Raw genomic sequence first — 22,731 nt, 5'->3', positions numbered from 1 at the left:
GACCGCCGCCTCAGCCCATGACCATGGCGAGCAGCTCCGCCACGACGGCCGGCTTGTCGGCCCCATCCGCCTTCAGTTCGGCCTTCAGCGTCATCAGCTGCGCGCCGGGCGCTTTCGTCTCCACATGCGCCAGCGTGTAGCGGGCGCGGACCGTCGAGCCGCTGCGCACCGGCTCCGGAAACCGGACGCCGCCCAGCCCGTAATTGACCACCGCCTTGGCGTCGCTGGGCGCGACGCCGACCGACTCCGTCGACGCCGCCAGAAGCGAGAGCGTCAGAAACCCGTGCGCGACAGGCCCGCCGAAAGGGCCGCAATGGGTGGCCTTCTCGACATCGACGTGGATCCACTGGTGGTCGCCGGTGACATCGGCGAATGCGTTGATCATGTCTTGGCTGACGACGATGGGATTCGACGTACCGAAGTCGTGACCGATGTGGTCGTTCAGGTTGTTGACCGAATAGTTTTCCGGTTGTGGCATACGTTTTTCCTCCTGATCGGTCTTGTCGTTGTCGATCGCCGAGACGACGAGCGAAGGCTGGCTGGTCTCTGGGGTGGGCGCGGCCGTCGCCTACGGGCTACCGCCGACGCCGCCGGCGCGGGTTTGCGTGCCGTCGCCGTTGCGGCGGGATCCGTGGCGCTCCCTTGGCCAGTCAAGATGAACCCGGTGGCGATGTCTCGAAGCGATCGCCATCCCCATCGGGCCGCGCAAATACACTTCCATGCCTCCCAGTTGAGACGATGCAATCTGATTAGGCGGGCGCGCGCCGTTCAGTCTGATCATTAGTCAACAGATCCGCCTCTCAGCGCGTGAACCGGCGTTGGGCACGGGCGGGATTGGCGGGTGATTTCAGACTGGAGGACGCGCGCCGCGGCGGATCACGGTTCGCGGATGCGAGCGAGGCGGCGCCTCAGTCAGACTTCGCTTTGCCAGCGCTGCGCGTCGCTGAGGGCCCGGCCCTCTTCTTTGATGAGCACGTAGTCGCATTCCTCGACCGCATCATATGTCAGCTGGTCCTGGATCCAGCTGCTGAGTCTCGCCAGATCGACGACCCGGATCTTGCGGTAAGACAGCTCTATGAATCCAAGCGCGCAAAGCTGCCCGAGTTTCTGATTCAGATATGGGCGAGTGACGCCCAAAAACATCGCGATGTCTTCCTGGGCGATGTCAAGTTCAAGACTGTTCTTCTGACTGTCTCCGCGAGCGTGCCACGCATTCTTGAGCAGGACGCGGGCGAGGGCCACCAGTTTGGTCTGCGCCCGCAGGTCGTTCAATATCTCGACCAGTTGATGAACGCGCTGCACGTTGCTGATCAGCAGCGCCTCGACCAGCACGGGGTGCTGCTTGGAGAGCCGTTCGTACTCCGCCGCCGTCAGTGTCAGGATCTCGGTTTCGCCGACCGCCTCGGCGTCGTGGGTGCGTCGCGCGTTCGCGAACAGGGTCACCTCGTTGAACTGCTGCCCCGGACCGAGGATCGCCGTCAGATGCATCGTGCCGTCGACGCCGATGGTCATCAGCCGGATTCTGCCTTTCAGAATGATTCCGAGACCAATGCTCCGGTGCCCCCTGCTTTGGACAAGCTGCTTGTTCTTCAGCCGCATGCGGGTGCCTGACGCCAGCACGGCGTCGCGCGCGTCTTGCGGCAACAGGTCCATCACGCCGGCGGCGTAATTGTTGAAAGTCGATGTCATGACGCGAGGGTTTCTCAACCGTAAACTTTTGTACAGACCAAAGTTGAGCGCCGCAATTATATTGCACCGCAACAATTGGGGAGGTGAAGTAGGCATGCAGCGGTGGCTTGGCGGCGCGCTCGCCGTCGGATGCGCGATTGCAGCGCTCCCGGTATTCGCACAATCGGCCGAAAGGCGGCCGAACATTCTTCTCGTCGTGCTCGATGACGCGGGATTCATGGATTTCGGCGCATACGGCAGCGACACCCGCACGCCGACCATCGACGCGCTGAACCTGACCGGCGCGCAGTTCGCGCGCTACTATTCAACGCCGCTTTGCGGCCCCAGCCGCGCCGCGCTGATGACCGGGCTCGACCCTCACCTTGTGGGCGCCGGCACGCTGACGGAGGTGCTGACCGACGAGATGCGTCAACTCCCAGCCTACAGCATGACGTGGCGCGACGATCAGGCGACGATCGCCTCGATGCTGAAGGCGGAGGGCTACCAGACCTTCATCTCGGGCAAGTGGGGCATCGGCGACATCGGGGCCAATCTGCCGCACCGGTTCGGTTTCGACCGGTCCTGGGTGATGGACTCCACCGGGTCCGACAATTACAGCGACAAGCCGTACTTGCCTTTCTACACGGAAGTGCCGTGGTACGAAGACGGCGAGCGCGTCCCGTTGCCGGATGATTTCTATTCGTCGCGCGACATCGTCGACAGGATGATCGGATACGTCGATCAGGCCGACCCCGGGAAACCGTTCTTCGGCTTCGTCTCGTTCATGGCGGTGCACATGCCCGTGCAGGCGCCCATCGAGTACATCGACGGCTACAACGGCGTCTTCGACGCGGGCTGGGACGTCATGCGCGAGCAGCGCCTGCAGCGCGCCATCGAGCTTGGTCTCGTGCCCGAGACGACCGTCCTGCCGACCCCGGCGGTCGGCAGCCGCCCCTGGGCGTCGCTGAGCGCGGAGGAAAAGGCGTACTGGGCGCGCGCCATGCAGGTGAACGCCGGCATGATGGAGGCGGCGGACTTCCACCTCGGCCGGCTGCTGGACCACCTCGAGGCGCGGGGCGTCCTCGACGACACCATCGTCATCGTCACCTCGGACAACGGCCCGGAATACAACACCCTCGGCAAGACCTCTCCGGAGCCGATGCGGTCCTTCGAGCAGGCCTGGATGGCCTATGAGGGGTGGGACACGGATGTCGACAACCTCGGGCTGCGCGGCAGCATGGCCGCGATCGGGCAGGAATGGGCGTCGGTCTCCGCGGCGCCGCTCCATCTGTTCAAGTTCAACGCAACCGAGGGCGGCGTACGCGTCCCGCTGGTGATCTCGGGACCCGGCGTCGCACCCGTCGGTCTGGTCGGCGGGCGGGCGCAGGTGGCCGACCTCACGCCGACCATGCTGGATCTCGCCGGCATCCCCTTCGCGGCCAACGCGTTCACCGGCCGTAGCCTCAAGCCGATGCTGACAGGCGCCGCGGACGGCGTCTACGGCGAGGACGACGCCTTCGCCATCGAGGTCAGCGGAAACGCTGCGCTCTATCGCGGCGACTGGAAGATCACCAAGACGCTGGACCCGTTGGGCGACGGATCGTGGCGCCTGTACGACATCGGGTCCGATCCCGGTGAGACCAACGATCTGTCGGCGCAGCAGCCCGACCTGTTCCGGGAGATGATCGCAGAGTACGACGCCTACGCCGCCGAGATGGGGGTCTTCGAGCTCGCGCCCGGCGAAAGCGCGAGAAAGCAGGCGAACATCAACGCGCTGAAAAAGACGGCGGTCAATTACTGGTACCTGCTCGCGCCAGTGCTGGGCGTTCTGGCGGTTCTCGCCTTTGGGGCCGTGCGCCTGATCCGGCTGGCGTTTCGGCGCCGCGCCGCCGCCTGATCGCACCCGGCGGCCGGAAACGTCGCCCGGGGCGCGCGACACGCCGTTGACGCCGAGACTTCATTCGCCCGCTTCGGCGACCGTCGCTTTTTGAACAGTCGCCTCTCGCGGGACCGTGATCCAGTCCGAGGTATGAGAGAGGGAGGATTGCTTTGATCGCTTCGAGCCGGCGCACGCTTTCGCCGCACGTGTTTGTTCGCCCAGGTGAGGACTGAGCGGTGGAGCCGCCCATGGAGACTTGCGCATGGCGTGGCCCAGTCGAGGCCGCATCGCATCGGCATGAAGCGGAAGTTCTCCAGCAATGACAAATGTCACGCAACAAAGCGGGGCGGCGAGCAGCACCCCATCGGTCATCAAGCGCTGGCTTCTGTCGAAGATGCTCATGCGGATGATCGACGACGACCGCCGGTCGCGGCAACGCGACAAGGCCGAAGCCAGACGTCTGAAGGAAGGCCGGCGCCACGTCGTGGAATACTTTCACCAGGTTGACGACGGCTACTCGCATCTGGCGCTTCAATCCCTCGCTAAGCTCCGGGCGCGGTACGACATCGACATCGTTGTTCGTCTCGTCTCCGCGCTCAAGGACGACAACATCCCCGAGCCCGACCTTCTGCAGGAGATGTCGCGGTGGGATTCGTCGATGATCGCGCCCCATTTCGGCCTCGACTTTCCCGCGGATGGCGCGGTCCCGTCCCCGGCGCTCACCGCCCTTGCGCGTGCGATCCTGTGCCGGATGGACGCCGATCAGGCCGCTACCGATGGCGTGCGCGTCAGCGAGTGCCTGTGGCGGCGCGACGAGGCGGGGCTCAAGGCGCTCGCGGCGGCGTTCGGGACCGCGCCGCAGGCGGCGGTCGACGCGAAGCTGGCCGCTGGCGACGCGCGCCGCGCGACGCTAAAGCACTACAGCGGCGCGATGTTCTGGTACGAGGGCGAGTGGTACTGGGGCGTCGACCGCCTCAGCCATTTGGAGCGGCGCCTCAGCGCGCTCGGCGCCCTCAGGGATGACGCCGCGCCGCTCGTGGCGCCCAAACCGGCCGTCGCGAGCAGCTTTCCCGAAGGCGCACGGGCGATGACGCTCGAGTACTACCCGTCGCTGCGCAGCCCCTACACGGCCGTCTCGTGGGAGCCGACCATGGCGCTTGTGAAGTGCTCGGGGATCAAGCTCGTCATGCGCCCGATCCTGCCCATGGTCATGCGTGGGGTCCCCGCGACCTTCAACAAGGGCTTCTACATCTGGAAGGACGCCGCCCGCGAAGCCCGCGATCTCGGCGTCGAATATGGCAAGTTCTATGATCCCATCGGAGAGCCGATCAAGCAGGGCTACAGCCTGTACATGTGGGCCTGCGAGCGCGGCAAGGGCGAGGATTTCTTCGGCGCGTTCCTGAAGGCGGCCTTCGCCAGAGGCGTCAACACGACCCGCCGCACCGGCATGCGCAAGGTCGTCGAGATGGCCGGGCTAGACTGGACCGAGGCGCAGCATCACCTGTACGATGACAGCTGGCGGGAGGTCCTCGAGGAAAACCGCGTCAGCATGTACCGCTGCGGCATCTGGGGGGTGCCGAGCTACCGCCTGCTCGACCGCGACGGCCGGCAGGTGCTCGGCGTCTGGGGTCAGGACCGGCTCTGGCTCGTCTCCCGCAAGATCCTGGAGCATGCCTGAATGCCGCGTCTTTCGCTCGACCGATGGGCGGCTGCGGCCGTTCTGACGGGTGGTCTCGCCTCCTGTTCTTCGACGCAGACCGCGGTGCTGCTCAATCTGCCCGAGGTGCTCGCCTACGAGCGCACGCTCGACACCTACGCCCAGACAGACACGACGACGACCGACGTCGTTGCGCGCACCGACGCGCAGGGGCGGCCCGCCGCGCTGATTTCGGCCTTCTTCGGGCTCGATGACGGCCTGCCACGGCTCGCGGATCGCGTCGCCTGCATCGGCGCCGACGGCGCCGACGGCATGCCTGTCATCTTCTCGCACGAGGTGGACATCGCCACGCTGGAGCCCGGCGACGTCCGGGTCGTCACCGCGTCTGGCCGAGTACTACCCGTCACCTGCCTGACGCTGGCGCCGGCCGACGACGACGGCGAATTACGCACGGCGCTCATGGTCGGCCAGCTCGGCGACATCGATGATCAGCCGGCCACGGTCGAGATCGTCGGCAACGTTCTGTCACTTGACGGCAGCGTGAACTTCAATGGCGCGAAGGTCCGCGTCACGTCGCTCGAGGACGGCCCCAGCATCGTCTGGGCCGAAAATTTACCGGAAGACTCATGGGCCCTCGATCGCCGTGCGACAGGCTTGCCCTGGGGCGGGGGCGACGGGTGCCCGGCCGGCGTCCGGCAGGTCGTCCGCGTAACGTGGAACGGTGGCGTCACGAAGCCCGGCGGCGGTGACGCGGACGCGGCGGTGGGGCGGCTCTACAGCGTGACGGTGGTGCGGGCGGACGGGACCCGCGCCGAGGTCGCGCCCGTCGCGCTGGCCGATCTGGGAGACGGCGACAACAATCACGAACTCTGCCTCGACGTCGCCGACCCGGCGGTGGCGGTGTTTTTCCCTGCCGGCCACCTCACCGATCCGCGCGGCGACCTGAACGGCGACACCGCGGGCACGGTCATGCACGACGCGGCCGAACCGGCGAGAACCGGGTCGGGGACGGTCCCGTGACCCTGCTGGCGCGCCTACCGCGCCCACTGGTCTTTCCAGCGTTCGTCGGCGCGTCGCTGGCCAAGGATGTGGGGCCGGCGCCCATGGATCGCCCCCACAAGAGCGCTCGCGCCCATGTCCAGACGTCAGCCTGAGCCCCGCGCCCCGCGCGCCTGACTCACCCTTCGGAACCAATCCGGGAGCCAGCCAATCATGAGCAAGTCAATCCTAATCACCGGCGCCGGCACGGGGATCGGCAAGGATACGGCCAAGAAGCTGATCGCCCGTGGACACACCGTCTACGCGACGACGCACTTCGAGGGCGAGATCGAAAGCCTGCAGCGGGAACTGGGCGAAAACGCCAAGGTCTTCAAACTGGATATCACTAATCCCGATGACCGCGCCAAGGTCGCCGATCTCGACATCGACGTCCTCATCAACAACGCGGCGCAGAACGCTTCCGGGTCGCTGGCGGATATCAAGATCGACCGTTTGCGTCGACTGTTCGAGGTCAACGTCTTCTCGTCGCTCGAACTGACCCAGATCGCCATCAGGCGGATGATCGAGCGGGGCGGCGGCACGGTCATCTTCATCAGCTCGCTCGCTGGCCGGATACCCGAAGCGTTCGTCATGCCCTACTCGATGACGAAATTCGCCATTTCCGCCGCTGCGGCCGGCCTGCGCGAAGAAATGAAGGTCCTGGGCAAGGGCATCCATGTATCCGTGGTCGAGCCCGGGCCGTACAACACCGGCTTCAACCAGAAACTGGTCAATGATCAGTTCGAATGGATGAAGAAGGAGGGCTCGCTCTTCACGCCTGCACAGATCGCCGCGCGCAAGGAGAAGGGTGACCGTTTACTGCGGTGGCTCGAAGTCGGATCGACCGACACCATCGTCGACAAGATCGTCTCAGCCGCCGAGGCGGCCAAGCCACGGCTCCGGTATGTCGCCCCATGGACGTTCGGCCTGCTGGTTCGCCTGCTGCGCATTTTTGGCGTCTGAGCCGAGTAAACCCCGCAGATTGGAGACGGACATGCCCAAATACTTGAAGATCGTCGCCGGCGCGCTCAGTGGCTTCTTCGTTGTCACGGGGCTTCTTTGGCTGGTTGTCCCTGACTTCGTCGCGCGACAGATGCGTATGGAGCTGCTGACGGGCGACGGATTGACCACGCAGATCGGCGATCTCGCCGCGTTCTTCCTGACGCTCGGCGGCTCCATCGCGATCGCGCTGATCACCATGCGGTCTGTCTGGCTCTATCCGCCGGTCATGTTGCTCAGCTTCGCTGCGGCCGGACGTCTGATCGCCTGGTCAGTGCACGGGGCCGGACTGACACTCGACATGATCGTGTTCGAGATCGTCGCGGCGGCGCTGTTGGTCTTCACGGCGGAAAGGATGCCCGAGGCCGGTCGCTAGGTCCCGCCGCCGCGGCGTGCCGGGTCCTGCACGAGACGGAAGCCGATGTGGGCGGTGCTGAAATCGCCCTCGAGGCTTTCGCGCGCCGCCGCGCGGTAGCGTCGACAGTACCCCTCGCTGCACAGATACGATCCGCCCTTGATGGTGAACCGCGGCACGCCGGGCGAGAACGGTGTGGTCGTCCATTCCCAGACATTGCCGATCATGTCGTAGGCGCCGGTCAGGCCGGGCTCGAAGCATCCGACGGGCGCCGTTCCGGCGAAGCCGTCGCGCCGGGTGTTGATCACGGGAAAGACGCCCGTCCAGATGTTGGCGCGCGCCGCCCCGTCGCGCGCCCGAATGCCCGACTCAGGGTCGGCCGGATCGAACAGGCCAAGGCTCGCCGCGTATTCCCACTCCACCTCCGTCGGCAGGCGACCGCCCGCCCACGCCGCATAGGCGCGCGCGTCGTTCAGCGTCACATGGACGACCGGGTGCAAGGCGCGGCCCTCGATATCCGATCCCGCGCCGTCCGGCGTCCGCCATGTGGCTGAGGGGCTCAGCGACCACCACGACAGAAAGACGTCCGGCGTCTCGCTCTCCTCGAACAGCGCCGAGCCGCGCGTGATTTCCGCTTCGGTGACGTAGCCGGTCGCGGCGACGAAACCGGCGAACTGGCTGTTGGTCACTTCATGGGCCTGCAGGCGGAAGGGTGAGACGAACACCCTCCGCGGCGGGCCCTCATGGGCGTAGACAGGATCAGCTCCCAGAATGAAGCCGCCGCCGGGGATGTCCACGAACCCGCCCAGCCCGGCCTCATCCAGAGCGCAGGTCTCGCTGGCGCTCCTGACGAACAGGCCGCCATAAACGACCACGACCGCGATCATGGCGATGAAGCCTCCCGCGACCGCCGTTAGCGCCAGCATGGTCTTGTTCGTCAGGCTGACCATGGCATCTGCTCGACCCTCAATTGTGTCCGCGCCGCCGGGCGGATTGGCGGCGCGCATAGGCATGCGCCGTCGCGCGCGTCAGGGGCCCTATCGGCCCAAGGCTACCGTCAGTTGCGCAGCGGTTTGCCGGTTTCGATCATATGCGCGATGCGCTCCCGCGTCTTCGGCGCCTGCAAGAGGGCGACGAAGGCCGTCTTTTCCAGCGCCATCACCCGGCGCTCGTCGCTGAGCTCGATCGGGTCGGCCCCGCCGCCCGACAGGATGTGGGCCAGCTTGCCGCAGATCGTGACGTCATGGGCCGAGGCCAGCCCCATGCGCGCCATGCCTTCGGCCGCCGAGACCATGAGCGTCTCGCCCGAGAGCCCCGGCAGGTGGTAGCTTGCGGGCTCGACCGGGGCGAAATCGGCGACCAGCGCAAGCGCTTTCGCCTTGACGTCCGCCAGCAGACGGTTGCGGTTCATGGTGACGCCGTCGGTGGGACGCAGGAAACCCATCTCCATGGCCTCCGCCGCCGAGCTCGACACCTTGGCTGTCGAGATCGTCTCGAACGCCTTCATCGCGGCGGGCATCGGGCCGCGCGGCATGCCTCTGGCGGCCCCCAGCCGACGCAGCATCTCGCTGCATCCGCCCCAGGCGGGGACGAGGCCGACGCCGACCTCGACGAGCCCCATGTAGCACTCCGCATGCGCCTGCGCGGCGTTGGCGTGCAGCACGACCTCGCATCCGCCGCCAAGCGCCATGCCCGCGACGCCGGCGACGACGGGGAAGGACGTGTCGCGCATGCGGGTCAGCACATGCTGGCCGTAGGCGACGACCTCGCCGACCGCGGCCGGGTCGTCGAGCGCCGAGGCCATGCCGCGAAGGTTGGCGCCGACCGAGAAATGCGGTTCGTCGCTGTAAAGCACGAGCGCCCGGAAATCCCGCCCGGTCCGGTCGAGGCTCGCGTCGAGCGAGGCCAGCACGTCCCGGTCGATTGCGTTCATCGGCGTTGTGATCTCGAAACAGGCCACTCCGTCGCCGATATCCCAGAGCGACGCCGCCTCCGCGGTGAAGACGGGCTTCGAGGCCAGCTTGACGTCCGCGAGCAAAAGCACGTCCTTCGGTCGCGGCAGCGCCGCGTAATCGCCGCACCGGAGCACCTGTCGCGCGCCACCCTCGACGCGGTAGAATGAACGTCCGTCCGCCTCCAGCAGCAGCGCGGGCGCTGCGCGCCCCTCCGCCTGCAGCCGCTCGACCAGCGCGGCCACGCCGATGCGGTCGATGAGCTGAAAGGGACCGTGCCGCCAGTTGTAGCCGAGCCGCATCGCCTCATCGATCGCCTCGACGCTCTCGGCCGCGTCCCCGACCAGCGTCGCGGCGTAGGCCAGCGTGTCGCTGAGCACGCGCCAGGCGTAGCGGCCGAACTTGCTGTCGTCGTCGAGCAGCGCGCGCAGGTCGCCGCGCGCGGCCATGAGCACGGGAATGTCCGGCTTGACCGAGGGGCGGTATTCGCCCGTCGCAAGGTCGATCGCCTCCTTGCGTCTGCCCGCCGCCCGGTCGATCCGGTAGAAACCGCCCTTGCCCTTACGCCCGGTGTAGCCCTCTGCGATCATCCGCTTCATCAGGGGCAGCGGACGCACCAGGCGCTGGAACGGATCGTCCTCCTCCAGCGCGTCGCCGAGGCTCTTGGCGACCAGCGGCATCAGGTCGAGCCCGACGAGATCGGTCATGCCGAAGACGCCGGTCTTCGGAATGCCGACGGGGCTGCCCATGACCGCGTCCGCTTCCTCGACGGTGAGGCCGAGATCAAAGGCGGCGCCCACCGCCGTCAGGCCCCAGAACACGCCGAGGCGATTGCCGATGAAGCCCGGGCGGTCGTTGCACCGGACGACGCCCTTGCCGAGGCGGCGATCGCAGAAGGCGGTGATCGCCTCGACGACCTCGGGTCGGGTCGTCGGGCCGGTCACCAGCTCCATCAGGGGCATGTACCGCGGCGGATTGAAGAAATGGGTGACCACGAAGTCGGCGGCGAAGGCGTCGCCCATGCCGTCAGTCAGCATCGCGACCGGAATGGTCGACGTGTTCGAGGAGACGATCGCCCCCGGCTTCCGGTGCGCGTCGATCTTGGCGTAAACCGCGTGCTTGATATCGAGCCGCTCGATCACGGCCTCGACGATCCAGTCGCAGTCGGTCAGCAAGCCGAGGTCGTCCTCGATGTTGCCGGGCGTGACCAGTCGCGCCGCCGACCGCGTCATGAAGGCCGCCGGCCTGGCCTTCTCCAGCTTCGCCAGCGCGTTCTTCGCGATGACGCTCCGGTCCCGGGCGTCGGCCGGCACGATGTCGAGCAGCACGGCCGGCGTCCCGGCGTTGGCCACATGCGCGGCGATGCCGGCGCCCATCACGCCGGCGCCGATCACGCCGACTTTCCGGATTTCGCTCATCATACGGCCTCGAGGACAGTGGCGATGCCCTGCCCGCCGCCGATGCACTGGCTGGCCAGCGCGAAATCGCCGCCTTCGCGCTTCAGCAGGGACGCGGCCTTGCCCGTGATCCGCGCGCCGGTGGCGCCGAGCGGGTGGCCGATGGCGATGGCGCCGCCGTCGAGGTTCACCCTTTCAGGATCAAGATCGAGGTCCCGGATGCAGGCCAGCGCCTGGCTCGCGAAAGCCTCGTTCAGCTCGATGAGTGCGAGGTCCTTGGCGGACAGGCCGGCGCGCTCCAACGCCTTCCTGCTGGCGCCGACAGGGCCCATGCCCATGATCTCGGGGCTGCATCCGGCGACCGCCATGCTGCGGATCCGCGCGAGGACAGGCAGACCGTGCGCCCGTGCGTAGCTCTCGGAACAGACGAGCGTGGCGGCGGCGCCGTCGGTCAGCGGCGACGACGTGCCCGCGGTGACAGACCCCGTCTGGCTGAAGGCGGGCTTCAGCTCCGCCAGACCCTCTGTCGTGGTGCCCGGACGCAGGCAACCGTCCTCGGCCACGGCGCCGGCGGCGCTGTCGATGGCCACGATCTCGGGGATCAGGTCACCCCTTGCCTGCGCGGCCGCCGCCTTGGCCTGACTGGCGACGGCGAAAGCCTCCTGATCCGCGCGGCTGATCTGCCAGCGCATGGCCACGTTCTCGGCGGTGTCGCCCATCCCGATATAGGCCGCGGGCATGCCGTCCGCGAAAGCGGGATTGGGCATCGGGTTGAAGCCCAGCATCGGCACCCGGGTCATGCTCTCGACGCCGGCGCAGATGAAAACGTCGCCGGCGCCCGCGGCGATCGATCCCACAGCGATATGGATCGCGGTCATCGACGAGCCGCAATAGCGGTTGACCGTGGCCCCGCCGACGCTCTCCGGCAGTCCCGCCATCAACGCGACCATGCGGCCGATGTTGAACCCCTGCTCGCCCTCCGGGAAGGCGCAGCCGATGATCAGGTCCTCGATGTCGGTCGGCTCGACGCCGGTCTGATCGACGAGCCCGCGCACCACGGCCGCAGCCATATCATCGGGTCGGACGGCGCGCAGCGCGCCCTTGCGCGCGAGCGTGAACGGGGACCGGGCGTACCCGGCGATGACGGCTTTTTCCACTGGGCGGCCTTCCTTGCTGGGATGATGTCGCGGGCGACGCCGAGATCGGGTGGCGCCGACCGTTTCTCTCAGTCTTGCCGCCCGCCAGTCGTTCCGATCTGGCGACTGACCGGGCGGCCATTGGCGACATCGCGCGCAGCGGTGGCGCGATCTCAGTTCAGGTCGAACCCGAGCCGGGCGCCGACGAAGAACGCCGAGTTGTCGCGGAACTGTGCGACATTGGGACCGCCAGGGGCAGGCACCGTGTCGGCGTCGCCGAGGAGGGCGTACCGCGCCCCGAGCGTGACGCTGACCTTCTCGAAATCGTAGGTGCCGCCCACCCCGAAGCTCAAGAATCCGTCCCGGGGCGTCAGATTGCCGGTCTGGCCGCCGGACTCCGGCTCGTAGCTGACGTCCCCGAAAATCGAGAAGTCTTCGGTGAGCCGCCGGCCCAGGCCCAGCCGGTAGGTGATCGTGTCATCGGGGAAGAACGCGAGCGGAGGGTTGCCGGCAGCGCTGCTGAACAGCGGCGGCTTGATCGTGAAATCCCCCCACTCAACCCAGCGAACCGAACCGAAGAGCAGCGTCTTTGGGTTGAGACCCGTCTGAAATTCCAGCGTGAGCGATTGCGGCGTATCAAGCGCAGTCTCGCCATTAACCACAGTTCCGTTCGCAAGAGTTTCCGTGCTGTCGAGGTCGTTCTTGATCTCCGAGTTGTAGGTAAGCGCCACGCGCATGCCCAATTCGGGGCGCTCCCATGCGACGCCGCCGAGAAATCCGAAGCCGAACTGGTTATCCGTGTCGATGCTGTACCCGTTCGACGTCGGGATCTCGGCGTTTGCGATCGTGTAGCTCAGACGCGGCCCACCGTAGACGCTGAGGCCCCCGCCGAACACGGCCATGCTCGAGGGCAGATTGTATTGCAGAACACCCGCCAGCTCGCGGATCTTCAGTTCCGCGTTGGCTCCGGAGAGGAAATAACCGGAGGTCGGATAGGCGATGTCCGTTGCAAACGGCTCGTCGTAGACGATCGCTGCGGAGAAACGTTCATTGATGTCGAACTTGAACGCGGCGTAGAAGTCGACAAAATTCTCGGCGATGTTGCCGCTCTCCACGCCCGGAGTGGGTGAAGTCGCCGTAGCGACGCCGTCGACCTCGGGAAAGCCCGCCCTCACGGCGAATTCCAGGTAGCGGCCTTCCTTGAAGAGAACGGCGACCGATTGGTCCGATCTTTCGAAGCCGCCGGCATGGGCTCCGGCGCTCAGCGCGATCACCATGATCGCGCTCGTTATTATTTTGTTCATTTTGTCTCCCTTCATTTTTTTGTTGACGCGCCGCCCCTTGCGGTGAGCGCTTCTCTTGCGTTCGGTGATCCTGAACCATCGCGATCGCCGGTTCCGTTTCAGGCCACCGGCCTGGGTCGCAGCGACCGAGCGATGCGTCCGCATGGCGGCATCGCGTAGCGCTCATCGCCGTCGACTTGATCGCAGTCCCGCGCGTTGCCCGGCCCGCCGCGCGATCCCGTTCCGACCGCGCCGTCGTCGGCCGGCGCCACTACAGCGACGGCTCGATCACCACCGGGTTTCGGCTCGGTTTCGAGATGAGATCGGCGTATTTCTTCTCGATCAGGTTGCGCTTCAGCTTCAGCGTCGGCGTCAGGAGCCCGTTCTCGATGGTCCACGGGTCACGGGCGACGATGATGTGGCTCAGCCTCTCATGCGCCTCGAGGCGGCTGTTCGTCTTCTTAAGCGTTTCCGCTAGCCCTGCGACTTCTTCGCTGCTTTCCTGGAGATGATTATGACCGCCCTGATCGGCCATGACCACGATGGCGACGGGTTGGGGCAGGCCGAGGCCCGTGACGCAGATCTGCTCGACATAGGGGTTTTCGGCGAGAAGGCTTTCGATCGGCACCGGCGCGACGTATTTGCCCTTTCCCGTCTTGAAGAGCTCCTTGACCCGGCCCGTGATCCGCAGGCAGCCCTCGGCGTCGATCTGGCCCCGGTCGCCGGTATGCAGCCAGCCGTCGCGGAACGTCTTCGCCGACGTCTCGGCATCCTTGTGGTACTGCGAGACGATGCCGTCGCCGCGGATCAGCACCTCGCCCTCTTGGGAGATCTTGAGGGTAGTGCCCTTCGGCGGGGCGCCGATCGTGCCGATCTTCTCCTTCCGAAACGGATAGTTCACCGCGGACATGCCGGTGGTCTCGCTCATCCCCCAGCCTTCGCTGATGTTGATCCCGAGCTTGTGGAACCAGTGCAGAACCGCAGGGGAAATCGGCGCTGCGCCGGATGCGGCGATGCGGGCGTTTTGAAGACCAAGCTGGGCCTTGATCTTTTTCTTCACGATGCCGCTCAGGATCGGAACGCGCAGCATCCAATCGAGCTTTTTCTGGGGCATCTTGGCCAGAACGCCGCTCTGGAACTTCATCCAGAGGCGCGGCACCGAAATGAAGACTGTCGGGCTCGCGTTGCGAACATCCTCAGGAAACGTCGCCAGCGACTCGGTGAACGACACCGTGCATCCGTGGTACAGCCCGGCGTACTGGACCACCGCCCGTTCGGTGATGTGCGCGAGCGGGAGGTATGACAGCAGTCGGTCGTTTTCGGAGTAGTTCAGATGCTCGGCGGTTGACTGGGCTCCGTAACCGATGTTGCGGAATGTCGTGACAATCGCTTTCGGGTTTCCGGTCGTACCCGACGTGTAGATCAGCGAAAAGATGTCATCCATCGACGGCTGGTTGACGTCCGCCAGCGGCGCGTTGGCGGCGATGAGGTCGGTCATGTGATGGTCGCAGGGCAGCGTGTCGTAGGGCTGGGAGATCGTGATCATGCCCGCGGGGATCGCTTCCCGCGCCGCCTCGACGTCATCCAGCTTGCCGAGGATGATCGCCTTCGCGCCGCTATGGCCGAGAATGAAGCGGATCGTGTCGGTCCCGGCGGTGAAGTAGATCGGCGCCGGTATCATGCCGGCCGCGACGATCGCGAAATCAGAGATGAACCATTCGGCCGTGTTCTTGCCGAGGATTGCGACGACATCGCCCTTCTGCAGGCCGAGAGACCGCAGAGCCGCGGAGAACCTCAGCACCTCGTCGTGCACCTGCGCCCACGTTTTTTCATGCGCGACGCGATCGATGGGCTGGCGGAGATAGACCTTTTCAGGGGTCTTCGCCGCCCATTTGCGCAACATCTCATACGGCGTCGGATACACGCTCGTCGTCATCCCATTCCTCCCGACGAAAGACCGCAGCGCGGGGATTGGCGCGTTGGTTCAGTTCTTTGTTGGGGAGAGGAGCGCACGGGAAACCGCCCAAGTCTGAAAACTAATGAACAAACTCTTCAATGCGTCGGCGATAGCGTTTCGGGTAAAAGAAGATCAGGGAGGATGGCTCTATGGTTGGCCCGCTGGAACAAATTCTATCGGCTGTTATCGTATTCTTTGTGATGCTCGGCATGGGCGCCTCGTTGACGCCTCGCGATTTTCGCAGCGCACTCAAGAAACCGCACGGCATGGCCATCGGGCTCGCCTGCCAGTTCGGCATCATGCCCTTCCTCGGATTCTGTCTGGTGGCGCTGCTGCCGCTGGCGGACGCGGTCGCCGTCGGCGTGATGATCATGGCGTGCATGCCCGGCGGCACGACCTCCAACATGTTCACGTACTTCGCGCGTGGGAATCTGGCGCTGTCGGTCTTGATGACGGTCGCTTCGACGATCTGCGGCGTCGTGCTCATCCCGCTGATGCTCGCCTTCTATGCGGGCGTGCTCGACCTCACGATCCCTCCCGAGAACATCGTTGTCGCGCTCGTCATCGTGATGGTTCCGGTGGCGCTTGGCATGGCGATCCGTCGCGCCAGCGCCAAGGCGGGCGCGCTCACCGAGAAGCTCGGGTCATGGCTCGGCGTCGCGTTCATCGTGTTTCTCGTCGGCAGCTGGGTCCCGCGCAACGCCACGTTCCTGATCGAGACGTCCGCCGCCACCTACACCGCGGCGATCACGCTCGGTCTGGCCGGGATCGTTCTCGGTTACGGGGCGGCGTTGCTCTTCAGGCTGAACAGCCGCGACGCCCGTACGGTCGGGATCGAGACCGGACTGCAGAACGGCCCGCTCGCCTTCAGCATCATCGCCTTCACCTTCAGCGGTGAGGTTCAGCAGAGCTATATGGCGGTGCCGGCGCTCTACAGCGTCTTCATTGTGATCATCGCCTCGCTTGCGACGCTCGCTTTTCGGGCGGTCGACACACGCCCGGCCGAGCCGGCTCAGGCCCTGTGAAGAGCGGCAATCCCGCTGCGTGGGTCCGTCCAGGCGGGCCCGTGTGGATCGCCGCAATGGCGTGAACCCCCTTTCCATTGAAACACCGATGACGTCGTCGAGGGCGACGCCCGAAGCCGCGCGGCATGAACGGGCCGCGTCCCCATGTTCACCGATAGCTCCCGTTGGAGAAAGCGCATGACTGACCAGCTAACTGCCGAACTTGCCCGCGATATCGGCAAGGCACGGGGAACGGACTATTTTGTGATGAAGGACCAGCTTTCAGAAGACGAGCTGGATCTACTTTATACCACACGGACCTTCGGTGAAGCCGAAATCCAACCCGTGATCAATGACTACTGGGAGCGTGGAGAATTTCCATTTGAAATCATACCCAAAATGGCCGAACTGAACCTCATCGGCGATTGGAACCTGAGAGACTTCGGGTGTCGGCCCATGACGGCGGTCGGGAGCGGCCTGATCGTCGCCGAACTTGCCCGGAACGACACGAGCATCCAGACCTTCTGGGGTGTTCACATGGGCTTGGCCATGCAGTCGATCAACATGCTGGGGTCGGAGGAGCAGCGCGCCCACTACCTTCCGCAAATGGCGCGCCTCGAAAAGATCGGCGCCTTCGCCCTGACGGAACCGAACCACGGCTCGGATTCGGTGTCCCTGGAGACCACGGCGGAACGGCAAGGCGGCGAATGGGTCATCAATGGGCTCAAACGCTGGCCCGGCAATGCGGTCTGGTGCGATTACATCATCGTCTTCGCGCGCGACGTCGACGACAAGCAGGTGAAGGGCTTCATCGTTGAAAGGGACAATCCAGGCTACAGCGCAACCAAAATCGAGAGAAAAGTCTCGCTGCGCTGCGTGCAGAACGCCGACATCGTGTTGAAGGACTGCCGCGTCTCGGAAGAGGCGCGACTGCAGAAATGTCGGTCGTTCATGGATGTGGCGAAAGTGCTGGCGGGAACACGAAACGGTGTGGCTTGGGCCGCGGTCGGAAACGCAACGGCCGCCTATGATATCGCCTTGACCTATGCCGAGCGGCGCGTTCAGTTCGGCAAACCAATTGCCAGCAACCAGATGATCCAGCGCATTCTGGTCGAGATGTTGGGCGACCTGACGGCGATGCAGCTTTATGTTCTTCGGCTGGGCCGCCTGATCGATGAGGGAAAGATGACCGACACGCAGGCGTCACTTGCGAAGTACTATTGTACGGTAAAAGCGCGCGACGTGTGCCGCAAGGCGCGGGATGTGCTCGGGGGAAATGGGATCACGCTCGACTTCCATGTGATGCGTCATCTGTGTGACATGGAGGCCCTCATAACATACGAAGGCACCGTGGAAATCCAGAGCTTGATTATCGGCCGTCATTTGACAGGGCATAGCGCATTCGTTTGACAAAGTCGGCAATCACCACTGGGATACCACTCCCAAAAATAGGGGTCATGTTGACTGTAGCCGAACGCGCAGAGGCGCGACGACTGCAGCGCACTGACGCGATCGGTCAGCTCGGCGATAGTGATCGCGGGGAGGAATAGCGTCCCTACCGACTGGTCGTCGAGCCAACCCAAATCAACTATCCGGGCGCGCCTGACGGTTTCCCTCCGCCGGGTGCCGCCGTGCGGTGACGAGGGCTTGCGTTGCAGACTATCCCGACGGGCCCCGATAAGGACAGCGCCGTTCTCCATGGCCCTCCGAGCCATTTTTCGCGCCGTACACAGGCGTCCAGGCCCTCGGCGCGGCGTCACAGTAGGCCCACCGAAGTGGATCCTCCGGTGGACAGGGATACCCCTACGCCGAGGGCCGCGGTCTGGTTGTCTTAACGTTGGCGGATTTCTGGCTGGCGGCCCAGCTCCATTGGAGCAGGCTGTCACGCGTTGGCCCCGGCGTGACGCCGACCGGCAGGTGGACGACGACGTCGAACGGCTCCTGCAGCGTCTCGGGCAGCGGCGTCAGCAGCCCGCGCTCGGTCTGCCAGGTTTCGGCGACGCTGGTCCCTGTCGCCGGGCAGATGAGCCGGTCCGACCGCTCCTCGACCCGCGCCGCGCGTCGGTCCAGGCCTGCAGCGCCTCGAGGCTGTGGAAGACCTGAGCGTAGGGGTCGTCCGCACCGCGTTGGTCGCCGATGCCGCGCTCGACCTTTCCCTTATCCGGCATGATCGGGTCGGCGCCTTCAGCCCCTGCCGGTCATTCGTGACCGGCGCTATGGTGCGACCATCCGGGATCTGGGGCGCCGGGAGCACGTGAGTGCGGGCAGACCGAGCGAAAGACATGGGCTGCGAGCCCGAGCCTTTACATGGTCGCCCCTGCGGCTCGCCCGGATGCGCTGTGAGCGCGGATCTGTGGGTGCCGCGTGCCCGCCCGCTCCCGAGACTTGAAAGGCAGCGAGACTTCTTGTGACAAGGGATCAGGCATGCGGATCATTGGTTTGGACATCCACCGGGTCTTTGCCGCCCGCCACACCCGACGTCGACGGACGATGAGGAGAAGACAATGCCCCGCGACCACGCATCCACGACCGCCGAACTGCACCGCATGGTCATGCCCGACCATCTCTGCCCGTTCGGTCTGAAATCGAAGGCGCTGCTGCGGCGTGAAGGCTACGACGTGGACGACCATCACCTGACCACGCGCGCGCAAACCGAGGCCTTCATGGCCGAGCACGGCGTCGAGACCACGCCGCAGACCTTCATCGGCGGCGAACGCATCGGCGGCTACGACGACCTGCGCGCGCATTTCGGCAAGGACGACGCGGACGCCGACGACACGACCTATCGCCCCGTGATCGCGATCTTCGCGGTGGCGGCGCTGACCGCGCTGGCGATCTCGTGGGCGGCGTTCGGCGAGCTTCTGACCGTGCGTGCGGCGGAGTGGTTCATCTCGATCGCGATGATCCTGCTTGGCCTGCAGAAGCTCCAGGACGTCGAGGGCTTCTCGCTCATGTTCCTGAACTACGACCTGCTGGCCCGGCGCTGGGTGCGCTACGGCGCGATCTATCCCTATGCCGAGACCGGGGCGGGCGTGCTGATGACCGCCGGCGCGCTGCACTGGCTTTCGGTTCCCGTGGCGCTGTTCATCGGACTCGTCGGCGCTGCGTCAGTGTTCAAGGCCGTCCATGTCGACAAGCGCGAGTTGAAATGCGCCTGCGTCGGCGGCGACAGCACCGTGCCGCTGGGCTTCGTCTCGCTCACCGAAAACGTGATGATGGCGGCGATGGCCGTGTGGATGTGGGCGAAGCACTTGTAAAGGTGCGCACTCTGGGCGCGCGGCGTGGCGACCTGAGCGGGCGGCTGCGCAGGTTCCCTGTGGACAAAAGCGCGCGGGCTCCCTTTATTCAGAGCCATGCAGTGCAAGGTTCGCATCGTTGGTGTTCTCCGCATGACGTTTGCGCTGGCGATGCTTGTGTCGCTCGCCGGGCAGTCGGTCGCCCATGCCGCGCACATGGCCGGGATGACGGCGATGCAGGACATGTCGGCATCCATGGCGATCGGCATGGCGGATCACCAACACCACGGGCACGCGATGTCCACGGACACGGCTGGGTCGAAGTCCACGGACACGGCCGCATCGCAGGAACGTGACCCGCCGCAGCCCTGCGCCTGGTGCGACCGCGCCGGCGGGTGCGCCGTCTTCGTGGCGCCGCCCTTCACGGAGGTGGCGACGCCGGTGGCGCGGGGCTCGGCGCCGATTCGGACCGACGAGGCGACCCTTCGGGGGCGCGTGGGCGACTTCACAGAACGTCCTCCCCGACTGATCTGATCCTGTCGCTCTCGCTGGCGCGCGCAGCCTCTGCGCGCGCCTGACGCAGGCGGCGGCGGGGCGCTCACGCCCGCTCGCCGGATCGGACGAAGGGGCGGCCCCATGCGTGGACGCTACACGGCGCTTTCAATACTCATGCTTGGCGCAGGCCTCGCCGGCGGCGTGGCGCTGGAGCGGCTGCACCTCGCCGCGCCACGGGATGCGGGCGACGACGGCCCGGCGATCCTCTACTGGGTCGCACCGATGGACGCCAATTTCCGCCGCGACGCGCCGGGCAAGTCGCCGATGGGGATGGATCTCATTCCCGTCTACGAGGGGCAGCAGGCGGGCGGCGACCCCGAGGAGGTCCGCCTCTCGCCCGCCGAGATCAACGCCATCGGCGTGCGCACCGCCGTCGCGCGGGTCGAGCCGGTGGCAGAGCGGATCGAGACGGTGGGCTTCGTCGCCTACGACGACCACGCCACCAGCCACATCCACATGCGCACCGAGGGGTGGATCGAACGACTGGAGGTGCGGTCCATCGGCGACCGGGTGGCGAAGGGCGACCTGCTGTTCGAACTCTACGCCCCCGAGATCACGGTCGCGAGCCTCGAGCTTCAGCGCGGCGTGCGCCGGGGCGACCGCGCCGAGATCGACGCCGCCACGCGAAAACTGCGCAACTACGGCGTGACCGAGGCGCAGATCGCGGAGATGGCCGCTTCCGAGCGCCCCGCGGACCGGATGCGCGTGCTGGCCCCGCAGGACGGCGTGGTGATCTCTCTGGAAGCTGCGGACGGGATGTATCTGCGGCCCGAGGTGCGGGCGATGTCGCTGACCGACCTCTCGGACGTCTGGCTCATCGTGGACGTGTTCGAGCGCGACATCGGGCGACTGACCGAGGACAGGACCGCTCTGGCCCGTTTCGACCCGCTGCCGGGCCGCGCCTTCGAGGGCGTGATCGACTACATGTATCCCGAGCTCGACCCGAAGACCCGCACGCTGCCGGTGCGCCTGCGCTTCGACAACAGCGAGGGGCTGCTGCGCCCCGGCATGTTCGGGACCGTCGCGCTGGAGCCGGCGGAGGCCCGCGAGGCGGTGACCGTGCCGGCGGAGGCGGTGATCCGCACCGGCCGCGCCGAGCGCGTGATCCTGCGCACCGGCGACGGCGTGTTCCGCCCGCGCCTCGTCACCACGGGCCTGACCGACGGTTTCGGGGCCGGCGGGCGCACGGAGATCGTTCAGGGCCTTGCGCCGGGCGAGGAGGTCGTGGCCTCGGCGCAGTTCCTGATCGACAGCGAGAGCGCGCTCAACGCCGGGCTGACGCGCATGGCCCCGACCGACGACGCGCCAGCCGCCGGCGCCGGACTGCTGTCGGCGCTGGACGCCGAACGCCGGCAGGCGACGATCCGCCACGAGCCGATCCCGGCGCTGGACTGGCCAGCGATGGAGACGCGGTTCGCCCTGCGCGCCGACATCGACCTGTCACGCCTCGCCATCGGCGACGCGGTGCGCCTCGAGGCCGCGCGCGGCGCCGACGGGCTGCTGGCGCTGACCGACCTGCGCGGCGACGACGGGGTGGACGCGACCGGGACCGGCCTGATCTCGGCCGTCACGCCAGACGGCAGGATCACGCTAGAACACGATCCCATCCCGGCGCTCGGCTGGCCGTCGATGACCATGGATATGGAAGTAGCCGGCTTCGACCCCGCCGACGCGCCGCTGAACGCGCCGGTGGAGTTCGATCTCGCGAAGGGCGACGGCGGGCTCTACGTCGTCACCGCCGTGCGCCCGGCCGGCGGCGCGCTGGCGCAGCCTGCGCCGGCGCCGGCCGCCGCGCCGGACATCGTCGTTTCGGGCCGCATCGTGGCCGTCGACCGCGCCGACTGGACGGCGACCGTCGCGCACGGCCCCATCGCCGCCATCGGCATGCCCGGCATGACAATGGATTTCGCGCTGGCGCCCGACGCCGACCCTGACGCCCTGCCGGTCGGCGCCGAGGGCGAGATCACCTTCGCGCGTCCCGACGGGATGACCATGGTGCTGCAGGCCATCGCGGTCGCACCGCCGCCAATGGCGGTGGACGGCGTCATCGACGCGGTTGATGCGGCTGCGCGCACGGCGACGATCACCCACGGGCCGATGGCCGAGATCGGCATGCCGGGCATGACCATGGCCTTCGCGCTCGGGGCGGACATTGCGCCCGATGCGCTGCCCCTCGGGCGAGAAGTCCGGCTGCTCTTTCGCCAGAATCCCGACTTCTCGATGACGCTGGTCGGCGTCGAACCGGAACCGGGGCCGTCCGCGGCGCTCGGCGTCGGCGCCGCGCAGGCGGCGGAGGTCGCGCAGTGATCCCCGCCGTCATCCGCTGGTCGCTGGCCAACCGCTTCCTGGTGCTGGCGCTCGCGCTGGCGCTGACAATCGGCGGCGTCTGGGCCGCGCGCGAGACGCCCATCGACGCAATCCCGGACCTGTCCGACGTGCAGGTGATCGTCAAGACGCCCTATCCGGGGCAGGCGCCGCAGGTGGTCGAGGACCAGATAACCTATCCCATCGCCACCGCCATGAACCGCGCCGGGTTTCCCGGAGGCTGTTTCTCGTTAGCTACGCGGCCATCTCGGGTGTCTCCAGAGCGGCGTAGAAGGCGGCTTCGGCCTCGG

At 66.4% G+C, this 22,731-nt stretch carries 19 protein-coding genes; 11 read left to right on the top strand and 8 right to left on the bottom strand.

The window, feature by feature from the left end; genetic code table 11:
* Positions 1-10: 10 nt before the first annotated feature.
* Both BLW43_RS20365 and BLW43_RS23165 read right to left on the bottom strand, forming a co-directional pair.
* Complete coding sequence (locus BLW43_RS20365) at positions 11-478, bottom strand: MaoC family dehydratase (RefSeq protein ID WP_093256283.1); 468 nt, start codon at positions 476-478, stop codon at positions 11-13.
* Positions 479-912: 434 nt separating this feature from the next.
* A complete protein-coding gene (locus BLW43_RS23165; RefSeq protein WP_175479029.1) occupies positions 913-1,689 on the bottom strand; it encodes a Crp/Fnr family transcriptional regulator in 777 nt (258 codons plus the stop codon).
* Here BLW43_RS23165 and BLW43_RS20355 point away from each other — a divergent pair.
* Positions 1,673-3,565, top strand: coding sequence for an arylsulfatase (locus BLW43_RS20355; protein ID WP_175479028.1), 1,893 nt, complete (start codon positions 1,673-1,675; stop codon positions 3,563-3,565). The genes BLW43_RS23165 and BLW43_RS20355 overlap by 17 nt on opposite strands.
* A gap of 60 nt (positions 3,566-3,625) precedes the next feature.
* Here the strand turns inward: BLW43_RS20355 and BLW43_RS23755 are convergent, their stop codons facing one another.
* Positions 3,626-3,949, bottom strand: coding sequence for a hypothetical protein (locus tag BLW43_RS23755; RefSeq protein ID WP_175479027.1), 324 nt, complete (start codon positions 3,947-3,949; stop codon positions 3,626-3,628).
* Here BLW43_RS23755 and BLW43_RS20350 point away from each other — a divergent pair.
* The 4 genes from BLW43_RS20350 (at position 3,948) to BLW43_RS20335 (ending at position 7,617) form a co-directional block, all read left to right on the top strand.
* Positions 3,948-5,225 (top strand): DsbA family protein, encoded by a 1,278-nt coding sequence (locus BLW43_RS20350; protein ID WP_217632262.1) that lies wholly within the window; start codon positions 3,948-3,950, stop codon positions 5,223-5,225. The genes BLW43_RS23755 and BLW43_RS20350 overlap by 2 nt on opposite strands.
* Complete coding sequence (locus BLW43_RS20345) at positions 5,226-6,224, top strand: hypothetical protein (protein ID WP_093256279.1); 999 nt, start codon at positions 5,226-5,228, stop codon at positions 6,222-6,224.
* A gap of 192 nt (positions 6,225-6,416) precedes the next feature.
* Positions 6,417-7,205 carry an SDR family NAD(P)-dependent oxidoreductase gene (locus BLW43_RS20340; protein WP_093256277.1) on the top strand — a complete coding sequence of 263 codons (789 nt, stop codon included), beginning with the start codon at positions 6,417-6,419 and terminating at the stop codon, positions 7,203-7,205.
* 43 nt (positions 7,206-7,248) lie between these two features.
* Positions 7,249-7,617 carry a hypothetical protein gene (locus tag BLW43_RS20335; protein ID WP_217632261.1) on the top strand — a complete coding sequence of 123 codons (369 nt, stop codon included), beginning with the start codon at positions 7,249-7,251 and terminating at the stop codon, positions 7,615-7,617.
* Here the strand turns inward: BLW43_RS20335 and BLW43_RS20330 are convergent.
* From BLW43_RS20330 to BLW43_RS20310, 5 genes are all read right to left on the bottom strand, one after another.
* Positions 7,614-8,546 carry a formylglycine-generating enzyme family protein gene (locus BLW43_RS20330; RefSeq protein ID WP_245731150.1) on the bottom strand — a complete coding sequence of 311 codons (933 nt, stop codon included), beginning with the start codon at positions 8,544-8,546 and terminating at the stop codon, positions 7,614-7,616. The genes BLW43_RS20335 and BLW43_RS20330 overlap by 4 nt on opposite strands.
* A 107-nt stretch (positions 8,547-8,653) precedes the next feature.
* Positions 8,654-10,966, bottom strand: a complete 2,313-nt coding sequence (locus BLW43_RS20325) for a 3-hydroxyacyl-CoA dehydrogenase/enoyl-CoA hydratase family protein (protein WP_093256274.1) — start codon at positions 10,964-10,966, stop codon at positions 8,654-8,656.
* Positions 10,966-12,102 (bottom strand): thiolase family protein, encoded by a 1,137-nt coding sequence (locus BLW43_RS20320; RefSeq protein WP_093256272.1) that lies wholly within the window; start codon positions 12,100-12,102, stop codon positions 10,966-10,968. Before BLW43_RS20320 ends, BLW43_RS20325 begins: the two co-directional genes overlap by 1 nt.
* A gap of 152 nt (positions 12,103-12,254) precedes the next feature.
* A complete protein-coding gene (locus BLW43_RS20315; RefSeq protein WP_093256271.1) occupies positions 12,255-13,358 on the bottom strand; it encodes an OmpP1/FadL family transporter in 1,104 nt (367 codons plus the stop codon).
* 277 nt (positions 13,359-13,635) lie between these two features.
* Entirely contained in the window at positions 13,636-15,300 is a 1,665-nt protein-coding gene (locus tag BLW43_RS20310) for an AMP-binding protein (RefSeq protein WP_093256269.1), read from the bottom strand.
* 170 nt (positions 15,301-15,470) lie between these two features.
* On the opposite strand from BLW43_RS20310, the gene BLW43_RS20305 reads away from it, so the two are divergent.
* The 6 genes from BLW43_RS20305 to BLW43_RS20280 form a co-directional block, all read left to right on the top strand.
* Positions 15,471-16,346 (top strand): bile acid:sodium symporter family protein, encoded by an 876-nt coding sequence (locus tag BLW43_RS20305; RefSeq protein ID WP_093256267.1) that lies wholly within the window; start codon positions 15,471-15,473, stop codon positions 16,344-16,346.
* Positions 16,347-16,523: 177 nt separating this feature from the next.
* A complete protein-coding gene (locus BLW43_RS20300; protein WP_093256265.1) occupies positions 16,524-17,735 on the top strand; it encodes an acyl-CoA dehydrogenase family protein in 1,212 nt (403 codons plus the stop codon).
* A gap of 1,094 nt (positions 17,736-18,829) precedes the next feature.
* The gene (locus BLW43_RS20295) at positions 18,830-19,582 is read left to right on the top strand and encodes a MauE/DoxX family redox-associated membrane protein (protein ID WP_093256264.1); all 753 of its coding nucleotides are present in this window, start codon (positions 18,830-18,832) and stop codon (positions 19,580-19,582) included.
* Between the two features lie 132 nt (positions 19,583-19,714).
* Positions 19,715-20,095 (top strand): hypothetical protein, encoded by a 381-nt coding sequence (locus BLW43_RS20290; RefSeq protein WP_139284164.1) that lies wholly within the window; start codon positions 19,715-19,717, stop codon positions 20,093-20,095.
* Between the two features lie 102 nt (positions 20,096-20,197).
* On the top strand, positions 20,198-22,423 hold the full coding sequence (locus tag BLW43_RS20285; RefSeq protein ID WP_093256260.1) for an efflux RND transporter periplasmic adaptor subunit: 2,226 nt from the start codon (positions 20,198-20,200) through the stop codon (positions 22,421-22,423).
* The coding region (locus BLW43_RS20280; RefSeq protein ID WP_139284163.1) for an efflux RND transporter permease subunit at positions 22,420-22,731 on the top strand (312 nt) is incomplete at its 3' end. The genes BLW43_RS20285 and BLW43_RS20280, both read left to right, overlap by 4 nt.

The sequence above is a fragment of the Rubrimonas cliftonensis genome (assembly GCF_900107585.1).
Lineage (GTDB): Bacteria > Pseudomonadota > Alphaproteobacteria > Rhodobacterales > Rhodobacteraceae > Rubrimonas > Rubrimonas cliftonensis.
The sequence above is the reverse complement of the archived record's forward strand: the minus strand, read 5'-3'. Positions and strand labels throughout refer to the sequence as shown.